The organism is Burkholderia sp. NRF60-BP8, assembly GCF_001522585.2.
GTDB lineage: Bacteria > Pseudomonadota > Gammaproteobacteria > Burkholderiales > Burkholderiaceae > Burkholderia.
On the sequence record NZ_CP013373.1, the window covers coordinates 1,618,512 to 1,636,233 of the forward strand.

Sequence of the window (17,722 nt, forward strand, 5' to 3'; positions counted from 1 at the left end):
GGGTACGACCATGGCACTCGGCAACGACGTTCATCTCATTCCCGTCAGGCTCGACGCGCTGCGTCCGACCCAGATGACGGTCGGCTATCGCGAAGTCAAGGCGAAGCGCAAACACTGGAAGGCGCTGAACAAGCGCGCGCGCAAGGCCGCGATCGAATCGCACTGGTTCCCGGCCGTCCTCGGCCCGGACGGGCTGCACTACATCACCGATCACCACCATCTCGGCCTCGCGCTGATCGAGGAGGGCGAGGCGCGCGTGAACGCGATGCTGCTGAAGGACCTGTCGTGGCTCGACGACACGATCTTCTGGCGGATGATGGAGCACAACCAGTGGGTGCATCCGTTCGGCCCGGACGGCTCGCGGCGCGACTATGCGCATTTGCCGAAGGCGCTGACGGGGCTCGAGGACGATCCGTACCGCAGCCTCGCCGGCGAACTGCGCACGGCGGGCGGCTATGCGAAGGACGCGACGCCGTTCAGCGAATTCCTGTGGGCCGACTATCTGCGCCAGCACGTATCGCTCGACCAGATCCGCAAGAACTTCGCGAAGGCGCTCGATATCGCGCTGCGGCGCGCGCACGACCAGGACGCGCGCTATCTGCCCGGCTGGTCGGGCGTGATTGCCGTCAAACCCTGACCGGCGCCGACTGCCTCATGACGACCGCCCCGATCCGCCCCGACGCCGGCCCGCAGCGTCCGGACCATTTCGCGGCGCTCGACGCGCCGCCCGCACCGCGCATGCGGCGTGTCGGCCTCGATGCGCTGGCCGGCCTGTCGATTGCCGGCCTGCTGATTCCCGAGGCGGTCGCATATGCGGGGCTCGCCAACCTGCCGCCGCAGGCCGGCCTGATCGCGCTGCTGTCGGGGCTCGTCGTCTATGCGCTGACGGGCAGCAGCCGCTTCGCGATCGTGTCGTCGACGTCGTCGTCGGCCGCGGTGCTCGCCGCGACCGTCCTCGCCGAATCGGGAATGGCGCTGGACGCCCAGCTTGCGCTCGCGGCCGCACTCGTCGCGATGACGGGCGTGCTGTTCATCCTGGCCGGGGCCGCGCGACTCGGCGGCATGTCGGATTTCGTCGCGCGGCCCGTGTTGCGCGGCTTCACGTTCGGTCTCGCGCTGACGATCGTCATCAAGCAGCTCCCGAAGATTCTCGCGATTGCCGTGCAGCACGGCGATGCGCCGCACGTCGCGCTCGACCTGCTCGCCGGCGCGCCGCACGCGAATCTCGCGAGCGCGGTGCTCGGCGCGACGGCGCTCGCGCTGCTGTTCGTACTCGGCCGCGGCTCGCGCGTGCCCGCGACGCTCGTCGTGATCGTGCTGTCGATCGCGGCGGGTTATGCAATCGACTGGCAGCGGTACGGAATCGCGGTCGTCGGCCATATCGATTTCCGGCACTTCGAATTCGGCTTGCCGTATCTCGACCGCAACGCATGGATGCAGACGGTCGAGCTCGCATTCGCGCTGATGCTGATCCTGTATGCGGAGTCGTACGGATCGATCCGCAATTTCGCGCTGAAGCACGGCGATACCGTGTCGCCGAACCGCGACCTCGTCGCGCTCGGCTGTGCGAACCTCGTGTCGGGCCTGCTGCACGGGATGCCGGTCGGCGCCGGCTATTCGGCGACCTCGGCGAACGAGGCGGCCGGTGCGCAGTCGCGCGTGGCCGGCCTGTGTGCGGCCGCCGTGGTCGCGCTGATCGTCTGGCTGCTGCTGCCGCAGCTCGCGCGTACGCCCGAGCCCGTGCTCGCGGCGATCGTGATCTTCGCGGTCAGCCACTCGCTGCATCCGTCCGTGTTCCGGCCGTACTGGGCCTGGCATCGCGACCGGCTCGTCGTGATCGCGTCGCTGCTCGCGGTGCTCGTGCTCGGCGTGCTGCACGGGCTGCTCGCGGCCATCGGCGTGAGCCTGCTGCTGACGCTGCGCAAGCTGTCCGAACCGAACGTCAGCGTGCTCGGCCGGCTGCGCGACAGCCACGATTTCGTCGACGTCGCGAGCCATGCCGACGCGAAGCCGGTGCCGGGCGTGCTGATCGTGCGGCCCGAGGCGCAGTTGTTCTTCGCGAATGCGGATCGGATGCTCAATCGCGTGCGTGCGCTGATGAAGGCCGCGCCGGACACACGGACCGTGATGTTGAGTCTCGAGGAAACGCCGGATGTCGACGGCACGACGATCGAATCGTTGCGCACGTTCGCGGCCGAATGCGCGGCGCGCGGGCTGCGGCTCGCGCTCGTCCGGCTCAAGGTGCACGCGCTGCATGCGCTGCGCCGCGCGGCGGACGACACGCTGCACGACGTTGCGATGTCGGAACTGAGCGTCGACGAGAGCCTGCAACTGTTGCAGGCCGGCAGTCCGCCGAACGGCAACGACGGCAACGACGGCACGCCCGCCGCGTGACGGCGCGGCGCGTCGGCGCCGTCTATCGCGAAAGCGCGGCGCCGGCGGCGGTGCGCTCGATCATGTCGGCCACTTCCGCGGCCGTCGGCGCATAGGCGCCCGCATGCGCACAGGCGACGGCCGCGCACGCGGCCGCGTAGCGCAGATGCTCGGCGGCCGACGCTTCGGGCCGTGCGAGCTGGCTCGCGAGCCAGCCGCCGATGCTCGCGTCGCCGCAGCCGACCGTGTCGGCAACTTCGGTCGGGAACGCGGGCTGGAACAGCACGGTATCGCGATGCAGCAGTTGCATGCCGGCTGCGCCGCGCGTGACGAGCATCGTCGCGTCGGGCGCCCACGCGCGCAGTTGCGCGAGCGCGGCCGCTTCGTCGAGTTCCGGAAACAGCCCGCGCAGATCCTCGTCGGATACCTTGATCCAGTCGGCGAGCGCGGTCAGCCGGCGTAGCGTGTCGCGATACGACGGCGCGGCCATCGGCGCGCGGAAGTTCGGGTCGAACGAGATTCGCTTGCCGGCCGCGCGCGCGGCCTGCGCGAGCGCGATCAGGCGCGACGCGAGCGGCTCGCGCACGACGCCGAGCGAGCCGACGTGCACGATGTCGGCCGCGTCGAAGGCGCCGGCGGGCAAGTCGTCCGGATCGAACGCGAGATCGGCGCTGTTTTCGCCGATGAAGAAATAGTGGGGCGGCTGCTTCGATACGACCATCGCGAGCAGCGGTGCGCGGTCGACCTGCCGGATGAAACGCATGTCGAGCCCGGCGTCGGCGCTCTTGCGCATCAGTTCGTCGCCGAAGATGTCGCGGCTCACCGTGCCGGCGAAGGCCGTCGGCGCGCCGAGTCGCGACGCGACGCGCGCGACGTTCCAGCACGAGCCGCCGGCGATGCTGTGCCAGTGCCGTGCGTCGTCGCGGATGAAATCGGTCAGCGCTTCGCCGAAAACGATCAGGCGGGGAAACATCATCGTCATGTTGAAACCTCGTGCCGCGGCGTCGCGTGCGGCCGTACGGTAGTTGATCTGAATCCGAACGGGCGGGCCGTGCCGGCCGTCGCGCGCGGCGACGCGGCACGGCACCGCCCGGCCTCGCGGGCGGTCGCCGCGATCAGCGCGGGGAACTCCAGCCCTTGTAGGTCTTCACGTTGTCGCGCGTGACGAGCGTCGGCTCGATCAGGATCATCGGGTTGGCCGGCTTCTGGCCGTTCATGATCCCGTAGCCGACGTTGACGGCCTGCTGCGCCATCGCCCACGGATCCTGGCTCGACGACGCCTGCACGAGCGTGTTCGACTTCAGCGCCGCCTCGATGTCGGGCGCGCCGTCGACCGACGTGATCACGATGTTCGGGCGGTTCAGCTGTTTCGCCGCGAGATCGCTGCCGATCGCCTGCGGGTCGTTGATCGTGAACACGCCGTCGAGCTTCGGAAAGCGCGTCAGATAGCCCTGCATCGCGTTCATCCCGCCTTCGCGCGAGCCCTTGCCGTCCTGGTCGCTCGACAGCAGCTTGATGCCAGGATTCTTCGCGAGCACGGCCTTGCAGCCGTTCACGCGGTCGATCACGGCCGACACCTGCGGGCCGTTCTCGATGATCACGTTGCCCTTGCCGTTCAGCTTCTTCGCGAGGTAGTCGCACGCGAGTTCGCCGGCCTTCACGTTGTTGGTCTGCACGGTCGCGTTCGCGCCGGCCGCCGCGACGTCCACCGCGACGACCGTGATGCCGGCTGCCTGCGCCTTCTTCACCGCCGGCTCGATCGCCTTCGGGTCGGTGGCGTTCAGCAGGATCATGTCGACGTGCGCGGAGATGAAGTTGTCGATCTGCGTGAACTGCTTGTTCAGGTCGTAGTCGGCCGAGACGGCGGTGACTTTCGCATTCGGATTGAGCTGCTTCGCGCGTGCCTCGGCGCCCTTGACGATCGTGACGAAGTACGGGTTGCCGAGCGACCCGACCGTGACGCCGATCGATTTCAGCGGCTTGTCGGCGGCATGGGCGGCGGCGGTGCCGAATGCGAGTGCGCAGGCGACGGCGGTCAGGGCGGCTTGGTTCTTGAACATGTCGTTGTGTCTCCGGAAGGTCCGTTGGCTAACTGGCGCAGGAGGACCTGCCTGCGCCTCGATGGTTGAACGTGGAGCGGTACGGCGCGGATACGGTCAGGTACGGGCCGAGTCGCGCTGGCGGTAGCGGTCGAGCGCGACCGCGCCGATGATCACGAGCCCCTTGATGATGTATTGCCAGATGTCGGATACGCCGAGCAGCACGAGGCCGTTGGTCAGCACCGCGATGATCAGCGCGCCGATCAGCGTGCCGACGATCGAACCGACGCCGCCGACGAAGCTCGTGCCGCCGAGGATCACCGCGGCGATCGCGTCGAGCTCGTACGACTGGCCGAGCTGCAAGCCGTTGGCCGCATACAGGCGCGCGGCCGACATCACCGCGCCGAGGCCCGCGAGCAGGCCCGACGCCGCATACACGAACATCTGGATCGCCCGCACGTTGATGCCGGACAGGCGCGCGGCTTCCGGGTTGCCGCCGACCGAGTAGATCCGCATCCCGAGCACCGTGCGGCGCAGGATGAACCACGAGATCGCGATCACCGCGCATGCGATCACGACGAGCCACGGCACGCCGAGGATCGAACCGTTGCCGATGAACGCGAACGGCAGTTGCGGATTGAACACCGTCGTGTCGTTGCCGATCAGGCGCGCGACGCCGCGCACGGCCGTCATCGCGCCGAGCGTGACGATGAACGGCGGCAGGCGCAGGAACGAGATCAGCCCGCCGTTGATCGCGCCGAACACGAGACCGACGGCGAGCGCGAACGGCACGCCGAGCCAGCCCCAGCCGGGAATGGTCGACGCGAGCAGCGCCGCGACGGCCGCGGCGGCGAGCACCGAGCCGACCGACAGGTCGATGCCGCCCGTCAGGATCACGAAGGTCATGCCGGCGGCGAGCACGATGTTGATCGACGCCTGCTGCGTGACGATCGACAGGTTCTGCAGCGTGAAGAAGCCGTCGGTCAGGAAGCCGAAGCCGACGCACAGGACCAGCAGCACCGGCAGCATGCCGGCCGTGCGGATCAGCGATTGCATGCGGGCGCGATGATCGGCGCCGCGCATCAGGGGCGTGCGGTTGGCGACCGGATGGGCGGTCGCGGAAGCGAGGTTCCGCTGCTTGGTCGGGTTGATCATTTCGGTACCTTGAAAGAAGAGGGAAATGAAGGGGCCGTGGTCAATGCGCGTCGGCCAGCTCGGCCTGCGAGCCGGTGGCGAGCGCGATGATCGCTTCCTGCGTGATCGGCGTATGCGTGTGGCCGCCGAGTTCGCCCGCGATCTCGCCTTCGCGCATCACGAGCACGCGGTCGGCGACGCCGATGATTTCCGGCAGTTCGCTCGAAATCACGATCACGCCTACGCCGGCACGGGCCAGTTCGTTGATGATCCGGTAGATCTCGGATTTCGCGCCGATGTCGACGCCGCGCGTCGGCTCGTCGAGGATCAGCACGCGCGGCTTCGTTTCGAGCAGGCGCGACAGCAGCACTTTCTGCTGGTTGCCGCCCGACAGCGCGCCGACGTTGACGTTCGCGTGCGGTACGCGGATCGACAGCGATGCGATCGCGTCGCGTGCGCGTTCGGCGCCGCGGGCGAGATCGAGCGCGCCGAGCCGGGCATCGCGGCTGCACACCGAGATGTTGATATTGTCGCGCACGCTCATGTCGAGGAACAGGCCCTGGCGCTTGCGGTCCTCGGTCAGGTAGACGAGGCCCGCGTCGATCGCGTCGCGCGGCGAGTGCGCGCCGAACGTGCGCTCGCCGAGCTTCACGTCGCCGCGCACGCGCGGCTCGGCGCCGAAGATCAGCCGCGCGAGCTCGGTGCGGCCCGCGCCGACGAGGCCCGCGATGCCGAGCACCTCGCCCGCATGCAGGTCGAGGCTGCAGCCGCGCACGCGCGCGCCGTCGGCGACGTCGCGGACCGACAGCAGCAGGTGGCCGGGGTCGTACGGCGCGTGTTCCTTCTTGTAGAACCCGGAGATGTCGCGGCCGACCATCATCGCGACGAGCCGCTCGGCCGACAGCGCCGCGCGCTCCAGCGTGCCGACGTACGCGCCGTCGCGCAGCACCGACACGCGGTCGGACAGTTCGTAGATCTCCGCCATCCGGTGGCTGATGTAGATGATCGCGAGGCCTTCCTCGCGCAGCTGGCGGATCAGACGGAACAGGTGTTCGGTTTCGCGCGACGACAACGGCGTGGTCGGCTCGTCCATCACGAGGATGCGGGCGCGGGTGTGCACGGCGCGCGCGATTTCGACGAGCTGCTGTTCGGCGATCGACAGCGTGTCGACGAGCGTGTCCGGTCCGAACGGGGCGCCCAGGCGTGCGAGCACGTCCTGGCAGCCGCGCGCCATCGCCGCGCGGTCGATGGTGCCCCAGCGCCGGTTGCCGCGGCGCAGTTCGCGGCCGACGTAGATGTTTTCCGCGACGGTCAGGTTCGGCGACAGGCACAGCTCCTGGTAGATCACCGCGACGCCGGCATCGCGCGCGGCGAGCGGGCCGTCGATGTCGATGCGTTGGCCGTCGATCAGGATCTCGCCGCCGGCGTCGGCGCGATAGGCGCCCGACAGGATCTTCATCAGCGTCGATTTGCCCGCGCCGTTCTCGCCCATCAGCGAATGGATCTCGCCCGGATAGACGGTCAGGCTGACGTTGTCGAGCGCGCGCACGGCCGGGAACGTCTTGCTGATTCCGCGCATCTCGAGCAACGGACGGGGCGACTCAGATCGCGACATGGTTGACCTCCTGCGAGTCGGTGCGGGCGCCCTTGAGGATGCCGGCCCGCGGGGAGAAGTTGAAAAACATCGGCAGCGTGGCGGCGCCGATCGCGCCGGCGTCGGCGCCGAACGTGCCGCGCACGAGCACGGGCGTACCGCGGGCCTCCGGCGCGGTGGCCACGAGCGCCGCGCGCAGGCGGGTCGTGACCGCGTCGAGCAGGCCCGCGTCGGTGTCGGCGTCGATCACGACCACCGGCGCGTCGATCACGCACAACACCGCGCGCAACGCCGGCGCGAGGGCGTCGACGCAATCGTCGATCCATTCGTCGACGGCCGGCAGGCCGCGTGCGATGCAGGCTTCGAGATCGGCGCGGTTCTCGACCGTTTCGCCGCGATGACGCAGGTGGCGCACGAGCGCATGCAGCGATGCGCGCGCGAGCAGGATGTCCCATTGGCCGCGCGGCGGCGGCGCGGACGCCAGCCGGCTCGGCGGCACCGGAATCACCGCGATGTCCCCCGCATTGCCCGTCACGCCGCGCAGGCAGTCGCCGTCGATCGCGATCCCGCCGCCGATCGCCGGCCCGATGAACAGGTAGACGAAGTCGTCGCACTGCCGGCCGTATCCGTAGAACAGTTCGGCGATCGCGGCTGCGTTGCCGTCGTTTTCGCCGAAGACGGGCAGCGACAGCGTGCGACCGAGGTCGGCCGCGAAATCGACGTCTTCCCACGCGCGGAACGTGTCGGGCGCGAGGCCGAGCTCGCGCATCCACGCACCGAGGTTGTACGGCTGCGCGACGCCGATACCGGTGAGACGGGCGCGTTCATGGTCGGGGAGCAGGGCCTGCATCGCGTCGATGTCGTGACGCACGATCTCGAGCACGTCGGCGGGCGGGGGAAGCAGCGTGTCGTGCGAGCGGCGGCCGAGCACGTCGCCCGCGAAATTGACGAGGGCCGTCTCGATGCGCATCCGGTCGAGATGGACGCCGATGCCGAACGCGCCGCGCGGATCGAGCCGGATCAGCGAAGCCGGCTGGCCGCGCTGGCCTTCGGTGCGGCCGGCGAACTCGATCAGCTTTGCGTCGGCGAGCGACGCGATGATGCTGCCGACCGCCGTCCCCGTCATGCTCGCGAGACGGGCGAGATCGGCCTTCGATGCGCTGCCCGCGCGGCGCAGCGTCTTCAGCAACAGGCGCTCGTTGTAACGGCGCACGTTGGCCGAATTGCTTCCCTGGCCGAAGTGCGGGCTTCTCATGGCGTCTCCTTCCATGTCGCACCGCTCGGCGGCGCATTAAATAAATCACGTTGATTTATTTAACCGCGTGGGCGAGGACCTGTCAGCCTAGGGAAATCCCGGTTTCTGTTTCGTGACGGGCGAGGGAAGGAGGGCGGGTGCGGACACCCGAAATCGGGGAGGGATAGCGGAGGGACTGCAACGGTTCCGGGGTCGGAAATGAAAAAAGGCCGGCTAAAAGCCGGCCTTTTCAAAAAACAGATGGTGCCCAGGAGAGGACTCGAACCTCCACGGTGTTGCCACCGCTAGGACCTGAACCTAGTGCGTCTACCAATTCCGCCACCTGGGCACGTTCGCTTGCTGCGATGCGAAGACCGCTATTGTAGCGTGTCTTTACGGACTGTCAATATAATTTTGGGACGCGAACCAAAATAATGGGCAGTTTGATGGAGGCGAAGCCCGTGCCGAACATGCGCATCGATTCGGGGGCTCGAAATGAAAAAAGGCCGGCTAAAAGCCGACCTTTTCAAAAACAGATGGTGCCCAGGAGAGGACTCGAACCTCCACGATGTTGCCACCGCTAGGACCTGAACCTAGTGCGTCTACCAATTCCGCCACCTGGGCACGTTTCGCTTGCTGCGATGCGAAGACCGCTATTGTAGCGTGCCGGGAAAGTCTGTCAATACAATTTCAGCCGGCCACATAAAAAAATTTGCCGCCCTGGCGGGGCGGCCTCTCACACGCCGACCGGCTCCGCGCGATTCGCCGTGAAATTCCAGCGCTGCGCTTCTTGCGTGTCGACTCGGGTCGGCAATACCCCGGCCGCGAGGAACGTGTCGGCGATCTGCTGCTGCTCGCCGAAGTGTTGCGCGATCACCGGCCGCACGAGGTAGCTGCGTCGCGAATTCGCGCGTGCGATCGTCGCGGCGTCGAGCCCCCAGATGGGCGCGAGCGTATTCGCGGCTTCCTGCTGGTGATCGTGCAGCCACGTGCCGGTCTGCGACAAGCGATCGAACAGAATCCGGACGGCATCGGGATGCGCGGCGGCGAAGCCGCTCGATGCGAGGTAGTAGCGCTGATAGGATGCGAGCCCGCTGCCGTCGGCGAGAATCCGCACATCGGGACGCTGGTCGACCGACGCGATATAGGGATCCCACGTGATCCAGGCGTCCACGCTGTCGCGCTCGAACGCCGCGCGGCCGTCCGCGGGCGTCAGGTAGTGGATCGCCGTATCGGCGGCAGCGAGGCGTGCGCGTGCGAGCGCAACGAGCAACAGGTAGTGGCTGCCGGCGGCCTTGGTGACCGCGATGCGCTTGCCCTTCAGGTCGGCGAGGGTGCGCAATGCGCTGTCCTTTTTCACGATGATCGCCTGTGCTTTCGGCGACGGCGCTTCCTGCGCGACATACACGAAACGCGCGTGGGCCGCCTGCGCGAAGACCGGGACCGTATCGGCGACGTCGGCGCTGAAATCGACGGCGCCGACGTTGAGCGCCTCGGTCAGCGGCAATCCGCTGGCGAATTCATGCCACGACACGCGCAGGCCGAGCGGCGCAAGCGCCTGCTCGAGTGTGCCGTGCGCCTTGAGCAGCGTGATCAGCGTCGACGATTTCTGGTAGCCGATGCGCAGCGCGGCAGGCGCATTTTCCGCACGCGTGCGGATACCCGTGGCGGCGAGGCCCGCGGCCAGTATCGTGCGCGCAAACGCGCGGCGGTTCATCGACGTCATCAAGCGGGTTCCTCGGTGGATGGGTTGCGGTGAGGCGAGCCGGCTAACGTACCAACCCCGAGGGCGGCCGATAACCGATAAATTCTGCTATCGATCCAACCAGCCGGCATAAGCGGAGCGCTCGCTGATTCGGATGCGCTCGCCGGGTGTCGGAGCGTGCCGGTTTTCGGCTGCGCGCGGGGTGACCCGGATTGCGCCGAGCAGTCGCCTCATACGCGCGCGCTTCAAGGTGCGCCGGGTACGACCGTTGCTCGAAAAAGCGCGTATGCCTTTATCGAGGAGAGTGATCATGCCCGAACAGAGAGCGATCCAGCGAGCGCGCGCCGACAAGCGCAGCGGCAAGTCGCCGAGCACGCAAGCAGGCGAGTTCGTCAAGGAAGAGATCGACCGCGTACGCAGCGGCAAGCACGGCGTACGCTCCGCCAAGCAGGCCATCGCCATCGGTCTGTCGCAGGCGCGGCGTGCGGGTGTCGATCTCGAGCCGCCCGCGAAGGGCAAGACGAGCGAAGCGACCCGCAAGAAGGCAGCACAGGACACCGCTGCGGGACAAGGCAGGAAAAAGACGAGCCCGAGCACCGAATCGAAAGCGAAACGCTCGCGCACCACGACCGCCGTGTTGAAGCGCGAGAGTAAGGAGGGGGCGTCGTCGACCGCGATGTCGGAGCAGGCGAAGCGCGCGGCCGCGCGCCGTCCGGCCGCGAGCCGTTCCGCGGCGGCCAAGAAGGCGGCGCAGACCAAGGGCGCGGCAGGCCGCTCGGCAGCGGCAAAGAAGGCGGCACAGACGCGGGCGGCTCGTTCGCATCATCACTGACGCGTTGGCCGACCGGCAACGCGCCCTCGATCGCGGCGCCGGCGAAGCGTCGGCAGCACGGGCAGACCTTGCGCGCTCGCGCGGAATGGGCTGCTGCGCGAGCACCCGCTGCCGCAGCGGTTGCGGCTATGCCGGGCTCGATACGGCGTGGCCGGCATGCGATCTCTATCGAGGCGGAGACAGCCGCCTGAAGCGCTTCCACAATTTTTTCAAGTGAGCGTAATCGGCGGCCACGCGCGAAGCCCAGAACCCTCGCACGAAAGCTGCGCCTGATGCGGTATCGGCGTGGGCGCGGGGAAGCAAATCCAGCAGACGGTCCGCGACCACCGCGTCGTTGCGCCAGCCCAGATCGTCCTGCAGCGTACTCAACGTCGCCACGTAATGCTTCACGGCCGACTTCGAAAACAACGAGGCAAAGAATTCCGTCGCATACCGAAGTTTCTTCGCGGCGATACGCGCCCGATGCCGGCGGCGATCGTCGAGCCCGGCCAGCCCGCGGCCGCGCTTGAGCAACTTTTTATGCCTGCGACGCACTATGTCGGATGCGAGCCGCTTCGCCGGCTTTTGCACGGCTTCGGACGCCTCGGGCGACATGCCGTCACGCCAGCGTGCACCGTTTAGCCATAGCGTCAGTTGCAGAATCAGTCGCGTGTAGCGGACGGACTCCGCGGCAGCGGCCGCCTTGGCGCGCTTTTCCGTCGCCACCCGCTGGCACGCGCGTTCCACTGCCCGACGTTCCGGCTTCTTCTGCGTTTGCTCGAGTGCCTGGCCGAGTGTCGAGCGAACGAGTACCTCCCAGTCGCGCGCCTCTCCGAGCTCCGATGCGATCCAGCGCAGTTCGTCCTGAAGCCCCGGATAAGGGGGAATAACCTTGTCGAACAGATCGAGCGCCGAGCGCAGACGCCGCAGGCCGACCCGCATCTGATGCACGCTCGACGGGTCGTGACCGGACACGACACCGCGTTCGTTCGCGTGAATATGCTCGAGGCAATTGTGCGCGATCTGGCGGAAGGCGTCTTCGATGCTGTCCCGTTTATGGAGCGTCACCGACTTCGCTTTCACGGGTGTCTGGTGTCGTTGCACAAGCATTTCGTAGCCGCGATCGGCCTTGCTCAGGTGGTCGAAGCGCAACGGGACCGTCTCTAGCAGATCGAGCGCGATCTGATAGAGACGGTCGGGCCGGCCACGCTTCAATTCCATCTCGACCGCGACGATGGGCGTCGAAGCCGTGTCGGTTTCGATGGTGCCCTCGTCGATCGCAAACTCGACTTCTTCGTCCGACGGCAGGCGCAATGGCAGCACCGTGCGGCGAATCCTGGTGACGAAGCGCGCTTCGAGATTCGAAGCGGTGCGTTCGTCGCGAATCAGCTTTCCCAGATCGCTGTCGGCGGGGATCGAATCGGTGAACAAGCTCAGATTCGGTGCGTGACCGTCGACCGGTATTTCGAATTCGTCGCGCTCGTACACGCCTGCCTGCGCCGAGCCGTCGAGCTTGATGGTCTGGACCGTCCCGTCACCGTGATCGCGCACGCGCAGCGACGCATTGCAGCGGCGAAATGCGAGTTCCGATGTGTCGTAGTAGGTGCTGACGAGCGTTGTGTCCGACCACCCGGCGTTCCTGCTTTTCGCGAACAGCGGCGACTCGCGGATTCGACCCACGTGCTCGCGGTCTACCAGCAGCTTCAGTTCCCTTTCCATTGCACTCCCTTGCTGTCGTCATCGGCCGGTCAGCTCGCACGCCGTTCGGCGGCGACGCTTCGCCGTCTGACGCAGGCGAGCATTTTTTGCACCCTTCGGCGGCGGCCTTGACCGTCCCGCCGATGGCGCCCGGCATGCCGACATACCCGGCGGGCTCGCGCCCGCCTGCATCTTCCCCGTCATGCGCCGAGGTCCGGACACGTACAGGTGCGCGAGCCAGGTAAAACGTACAAATCGACTGGTCGTCATCGGGAAGGGGCCATTCGAATCGAAGCGGTTCGACCGGTTACGCGCTGCTGGTGGGTACGCGGCTTGCTGCACACGAGCACCCGGACCGATGCGTGACGTTTCCACTACGCGACCTGACGCGTCGGGACTGGCGCAGTGCGATCGATCCGAAGGCGTTGCGCAAACGCCGGCGTTCGCGGCAGCCTGGAGACAGCCTCGACCGGGCTGTCACGACAGCGACAAGGTGCTGCTCGCGCTGGTGGACGATTGGAAGAGGGCTCGGCATGGAATCACGAGATCCGGCAGTTCATGAGCCGGCCACGACGCGCGGAGGCGACACGTGTGGCCGGCGATAGCCTCGTACGACGATTGAAGGAAATCGCGTGCCGCGTGCCCGGTATCGCATGGCTCGGCACGTACAGGATGGCCTGGCTGGCGGGCGACGCCACCGCGGGGGTGACGCTGAGCGCCGTGCTGGTGCCCGCCGGCATGGCCTATGCGATCGCGTCCGGCCTGTCCGCCGCGTCGGGGCTCTATGCGTCGATTGCCGCGCTGGTCACTTATGCGGTGTTCGGACCGAGCCGCATCCTCGTGCTCGGGCCAGATTCCGCGCTCATTGCGCTGATCGCGGCGAGCATCGTACCGCTCGCGCACGGCAACTCCGCGCATGCGGCGGCGCTCGCGGGCGCGCTTGCGTTGCTGTCCGGCGGCCTGTGTCTGGCGGTTGGCCTGTTCCGGCTGGGCTTCATCACCGATCTGCTGTCTACGCCGATCCGCTACGGCTATCTGAACGGCATCATCGTCACGATCATCGTCAGCCAGTTACCGAAGCTGCTCGGCCTGACCGTGCATGAAGCGTCGATTCTGCAGCAACTGCGCGCAGTCGCGAGCGCCATGGCTGCCGGCAAAACCAACCTCGCGGCCTTGTCGATCGGTGTGCTGTCGCTCGCCGTCATTCTCGCGTTCAGACGCTGGGCGCCGAAAGTGCCGGGGGTGCTGGTCGCCGTGGTCGTCGCGACCGTCGGGACCGCCTGTTTCGATCTGGCGGCCCGGGCCGGCGTCAGCGTAGTGGGCACATTGCCTCGGGGGCTGCCGTTGCCGCGTTTTCCGGCGCTTGCGTCGAGCGAATGGCTCGCACTATCGGCCAGTGCCGCCGCCATCGCGCTGGTGTCGTTTACGGACATCAGCATGCTGTCGCAGATATACGGGCTGCGCAGCGGCGACGGTGTCGACCGCAATCGCGAATTCGTCGCGCTCGGGATCGCGAATATCGCGGCGGGACTGTTCCAGGGCTTTTCGGTCGCGGCCAGCGGATCGCGCACGCCGGTCGCCGAGGGGGCCGGTGCGAAGAGTCAGGCCTGCGGCCTGATTGCCGCGCTCATCGTGGCGGCGTTGCTGGTTTTTGCCCCGCAGGCGCTCCGCGATACGCCGCAAGCCACCCTGGGGGCCGTGGTCGTGGCCGCCTCGTTTTCGTTGATCGAAATCGCCGGCCTGCGGCGGCTTTACCGGCTGCGCCGTCCGGAATTCGTGCAGTCGCTCGCATGCTTTGCCGGGGTCGTGCTGTCGGGCGTGGTGGCTGGCGTGGGTATCGCACTCGGGCTTGCCGTGCTGGCCTTCCTCTGGAGGGCGTGGCGTCCTTATTCGGCCGTGCTCGGCCGGCGCGACGGCGTGAAGGGCTATCACGATATCGCGCGTCATCCGGACGCGCGGCGCATCCCCGGGCTGGTTCTGCTGCGCTGGGATGCGCCGCTGTTCTTCGCCAATGCGGAAATCTTTCGCGAGCGCGTGATGAGCGCGGCGCGCGATGCGCCTACCCGTACCCGTTGGGTCGCCATCGCGGCCGAGCCCGTGACGGATATCGACGTCACCGCCGCCGACATGCTGGCGAGGCTCGACGACGAACTCGACGATGCGGACATGCAGCTATGCTTCGCGGAACTCAAGGGGCCGGTCAAGGACAGCCTGAAGCGATACGGATTGTACGAGCGGATCGGCGAGGATCATTTCATGCCGACGGTCGGCGAAACCGTGTCGGCGTATCTGAAATCTCATTCGGTCGAGTGGCACGATTGGGAAGGCGAAGGATGATGCGCCGCGTCCGGACGACGACGACGGGGTGCGGGTAGCGAGACGCGCGTCGCGAAAGCCGTTCCTTGCGAAGCGCACGCAGCCAGTACTGTTCGCACGCAGCCCGCGCTGGGCGGGCAGGCATCACCGCGACGGTGGCGACGAGATCGTCCGGTTCGCCGCGGCCCGACATGCACGGTACCGACTGCGCCTGGTCGGCCGGTTCATGACTCGCTGCGGAGTCTGGCCGTCAGGCCGGGCGATCGCCGCCCCAGTCGCCCCGTTGCGGCAACCGGCAATGGCCGGCATTGAATTTCCCCGACGCGCAATGGTCGGCCGTGCCCGGCGGCCGGTCTTCATTCGTTCCGGGTTCGGGCGGAAGGACGACCGGTGCAACAGCGGGAATCAGCGCGTTGTCTTGGGTAACGGCATGCCGAGGACGGAGGAACGAGTCGCGTCCCCGACCGGCGTGCCCGGCGGCAGGCGCAGTCCTTTGGCCTTCTTGCGTTGGCCCGGCGGCGGGGCGGTCGGTTGCTGCGACTGCATCGCCGCGATCAGTTGCTGGCACGGCAGCGGTTTGTTGTTGCTCGGCGCGATCAACGGAATCAGCGCGGCGAACGGATTGACGATGCCGAGGCCGACCATCGCGCCGCCGCGTAGCGCGAGCGCGGTCGGGTTCACGCCGACGTGCGGATTCTTGAATGTGCCCTTGACGTAGAGCGGCGAGCGCAGCGTGAAAATGCGAAAGCCCTTCGTGTGCGGGTGGACGCCGAGATCCATCGTTTCGTTCTTCATGTTCACCTTGCCGTCGATGTTGATGACGGCGTCGTCCGTGTCGAGTGCGAACGCATGCGAATCGAGCACGCCATCGGTGACGACGAAATCGGCGGCCGCGCAGTTGATGTGCACGGTGCGATCGCCATACAGCTTTTCGTAGACGACATTCGCGACGTTCAGGCCGGCGGCTTCCATGAGCAGTCGGCTCAGCACGCCGTCGGTGACGAGCAGCTTCACCTCGCCGTTGGCGCTGGCCGCGAGCGCCGCCGGCGTGTTGCCGGTCGCGGACAACTGCGCGTCGCCATTGACTTCGCCGAGCGCGCTTTGCATCGTCTTCACGGTGGGCAGCAACTGCTTCAGCTTGAGATGGCGCACGCGCGTCGACGCGCGCGCCTTGAGCGGCCGCTCGCGGCCGTCGAGATGAAGATCCGATGCGATCGCGCCACCCGCGACGCCGAACTTGAGCGGCTCCAGCGACAGCACGCCATCGATCATCACGATGTGCGTGTACAGATCCGTAATGGGCAGCGCCGGATCCTTGACGATGCGGCGGCCCGTGAATTTCACGTCGGCATCGATCGCCTTCCAGCGCTCGGTCCTGAAGCCCTCGACAGGCAGGGCCTTGTTCGCCGGCTGACGCGCGGTGTCGCCGCGCCTGGCCTTGCTCGCGTTGCTGTCCGCGCCGATCACCGGTGCCAGATCCTTGAACTGCAGCAGATTCGAGACCACCTCGCCCGTGAGCAGCGGTCGCGGTGCGCGCTGCGTATAGATCAGCGTGCCGTCGAGATCGCTGCCGCCCACCCGGCTTGAAAATTTTTCATAACGGAACACGCTGCCGCCGGGTTTGATGTTGCCTGTCAGATGACCCTCCGTGGCATAGGGCGGGGTCTGGGGGAGCGTGATGCCCGTCAATGGATACAGGCGATCGAGGCTCGAGCCTTGCAGCCACAGGCGCAAATCGACGGCAGCCAGATGGGCGGGGTCGGTGACGGTCCCAACCAATGAAACATGCAGGTCGCCCGCCTTGACGTCGGCCTGTACCGGGACGGGCCGCGACGCGTCCTGCAGCGCGAGCACGCCGCCGAGCTTGCCGCTGCCCGACAGCGCCGAATGCTTGTAGCTGCCTGTCGCTGTCCAGCCGATGCCGTATTGCGGCTCGCTCGTCGGTTGCGTGACGGCGGCAGGCGTTCCGCTTGCAGGCTGTTGGCCGGCCGAAGCGGGGCTTCCGAGCATGGTCGGCGCTGCCGATACGCCGGATGCCGACGCCGCCGACGCCGCAGATGCCGCCGACGCCGCAGATGCCGCCGCTTGCGCCTGCGTGCTCAGTTTTCGCGCGCCGCGCTTGCCGACCACGTCGGCCGATGCGCTGCGCGACTTGTTTTCCTGTTGCTTCAGGACTTCGCCGATCGGGATCGCATGACCGAGCGTATTGACCGTCGCCTGCATCGCCACGTCTTGTGGCTGGTCGGACAGCGCGATGTTGCCCTGGTCGAGCCGAATGTCGTGCAGGTCGAGCTTCCACTCGAGCGGGTGCGCGGAGGACTTGAGCTTGAAGGTCCAGTTGTTTCGTCCATCGGCGACGCGTTCGAGGTCGATGGAAGGACGCACCAGGTTGATGGTCGGAATGACGATGTCGTGCGTGAGCAGCGGAAGCAGCTTCACCTGGAAGTCGATTTCGTCGAGCGTGGCGAAGTACCGCTGTTTCGTCCAGTCCGGGTTCGCGATCGTGATGTTTCGCGCCGCAAAGGTGGGCCAAAGAATCCACGCGCGCCAGCCGGTTTCGCCGCTGGCGCGATGCCAGCTCACGGTCAGGTCGCCGTTGATCGTGAACGCACGACCGATCGCGGCGCTCACCTTGTCGTCGACCATGGGCCGCGCCCGGTTCCAGTCGAACGTGAAGACGAACAGCGCGATCGCCGCGATCAGAATGATCAGTACTGCGACGAGCCACGCAACGACTTTGCCTGCCATTCTGGCGATCGTCATTCCGGACGCGTTCAGTTGAGCCATGGCGAAGGTCTAGAGGTTGGCGGTCCGGCCC

Annotated in this window: 12 protein-coding genes and 2 tRNA genes; 4 read left to right on the top strand and 10 right to left on the bottom strand. The window is 67.2% G+C overall.

Annotated elements, in window-relative coordinates:
* Positions 1-10 precede the first annotated feature (10 nt).
* Complete coding sequence (locus tag WS54_RS20885) at positions 11-637, top strand: ParB-like protein (RefSeq protein WP_034207152.1); 627 nt, start codon at positions 11-13, stop codon at positions 635-637.
* 17 nt (positions 638-654) lie between these two features.
* On the top strand, positions 655-2,394 hold the full coding sequence (locus WS54_RS20890) for a SulP family inorganic anion transporter (RefSeq protein WP_059785524.1): 1,740 nt from the start codon (positions 655-657) through the stop codon (positions 2,392-2,394).
* Positions 2,395-2,416: 22 nt separating this feature from the next.
* On the opposite strand, the gene WS54_RS20895 is transcribed toward WS54_RS20890, so the two are convergent.
* The 8 genes from WS54_RS20895 to WS54_RS20930 all read right to left on the bottom strand — a co-directional run bounded on the left by WS54_RS20895 (position 2,417) and on the right by WS54_RS20930 (position 10,100).
* A complete protein-coding gene (locus WS54_RS20895) occupies positions 2,417-3,355 on the bottom strand; it encodes a carbohydrate kinase family protein (protein WP_059785969.1) in 939 nt (312 codons plus the stop codon).
* 133 nt (positions 3,356-3,488) lie between these two features.
* On the bottom strand, positions 3,489-4,433 hold the full coding sequence (locus WS54_RS20900) for an ABC transporter substrate-binding protein (protein ID WP_059785526.1): 945 nt from the start codon (positions 4,431-4,433) through the stop codon (positions 3,489-3,491).
* Between the two features lie 96 nt (positions 4,434-4,529).
* The gene (locus WS54_RS20905; RefSeq protein WP_034207155.1) at positions 4,530-5,567 is read right to left on the bottom strand and encodes an ABC transporter permease subunit; all 1,038 of its coding nucleotides are present in this window, start codon (positions 5,565-5,567) and stop codon (positions 4,530-4,532) included.
* Between the two features lie 40 nt (positions 5,568-5,607).
* Entirely contained in the window at positions 5,608-7,161 is a 1,554-nt protein-coding gene (locus WS54_RS20910) for a sugar ABC transporter ATP-binding protein (RefSeq protein WP_059785527.1), read from the bottom strand.
* Positions 7,148-8,395, bottom strand: a complete 1,248-nt coding sequence (locus WS54_RS20915) for an ROK family protein (protein ID WP_034207157.1) — start codon at positions 8,393-8,395, stop codon at positions 7,148-7,150. Before WS54_RS20915 ends, WS54_RS20910 begins: the two co-directional genes overlap by 14 nt.
* Before the next feature lie 241 nt (positions 8,396-8,636).
* Positions 8,637-8,723: transfer RNA gene (locus tag WS54_RS20920), tRNA-Leu, on the bottom strand.
* Between the two features lie 188 nt (positions 8,724-8,911).
* Positions 8,912-8,998 (bottom strand) — tRNA-Leu (locus WS54_RS20925).
* A gap of 112 nt (positions 8,999-9,110) precedes the next feature.
* Positions 9,111-10,100 (bottom strand): aliphatic sulfonate ABC transporter substrate-binding protein, encoded by a 990-nt coding sequence (locus WS54_RS20930; protein ID WP_059785530.1) that lies wholly within the window; start codon positions 10,098-10,100, stop codon positions 9,111-9,113.
* A 289-nt stretch (positions 10,101-10,389) separates the two neighbouring features.
* Between WS54_RS20930 and WS54_RS20935 the strand changes: the two genes are divergently transcribed.
* Positions 10,390-10,911 carry a DUF6496 domain-containing protein gene (locus tag WS54_RS20935; protein ID WP_059785533.1) on the top strand — a complete coding sequence of 174 codons (522 nt, stop codon included), beginning with the start codon at positions 10,390-10,392 and terminating at the stop codon, positions 10,909-10,911.
* A gap of 165 nt (positions 10,912-11,076) precedes the next feature.
* Here WS54_RS20935 and WS54_RS20940 read toward each other — a convergent pair whose 3' ends face one another.
* Positions 11,077-12,609, bottom strand: a complete 1,533-nt coding sequence (locus tag WS54_RS20940) for a CYTH and CHAD domain-containing protein (RefSeq protein ID WP_059785537.1) — start codon at positions 12,607-12,609, stop codon at positions 11,077-11,079.
* A 651-nt stretch (positions 12,610-13,260) separates the two neighbouring features.
* Between WS54_RS20940 and WS54_RS20945 the strand changes: the two genes are divergently transcribed.
* On the top strand, positions 13,261-14,925 hold the full coding sequence (locus WS54_RS20945; RefSeq protein ID WP_442861321.1) for a SulP family inorganic anion transporter: 1,665 nt from the start codon (positions 13,261-13,263) through the stop codon (positions 14,923-14,925).
* A 384-nt stretch (positions 14,926-15,309) separates the two neighbouring features.
* On the opposite strand, the gene WS54_RS20950 is transcribed toward WS54_RS20945, so the two are convergent.
* Positions 15,310-17,691, bottom strand: coding sequence for an AsmA family protein (locus tag WS54_RS20950; protein WP_059785543.1), 2,382 nt, complete (start codon positions 17,689-17,691; stop codon positions 15,310-15,312).
* Between the last annotated feature and the right edge of the window lie 31 nt (positions 17,692-17,722).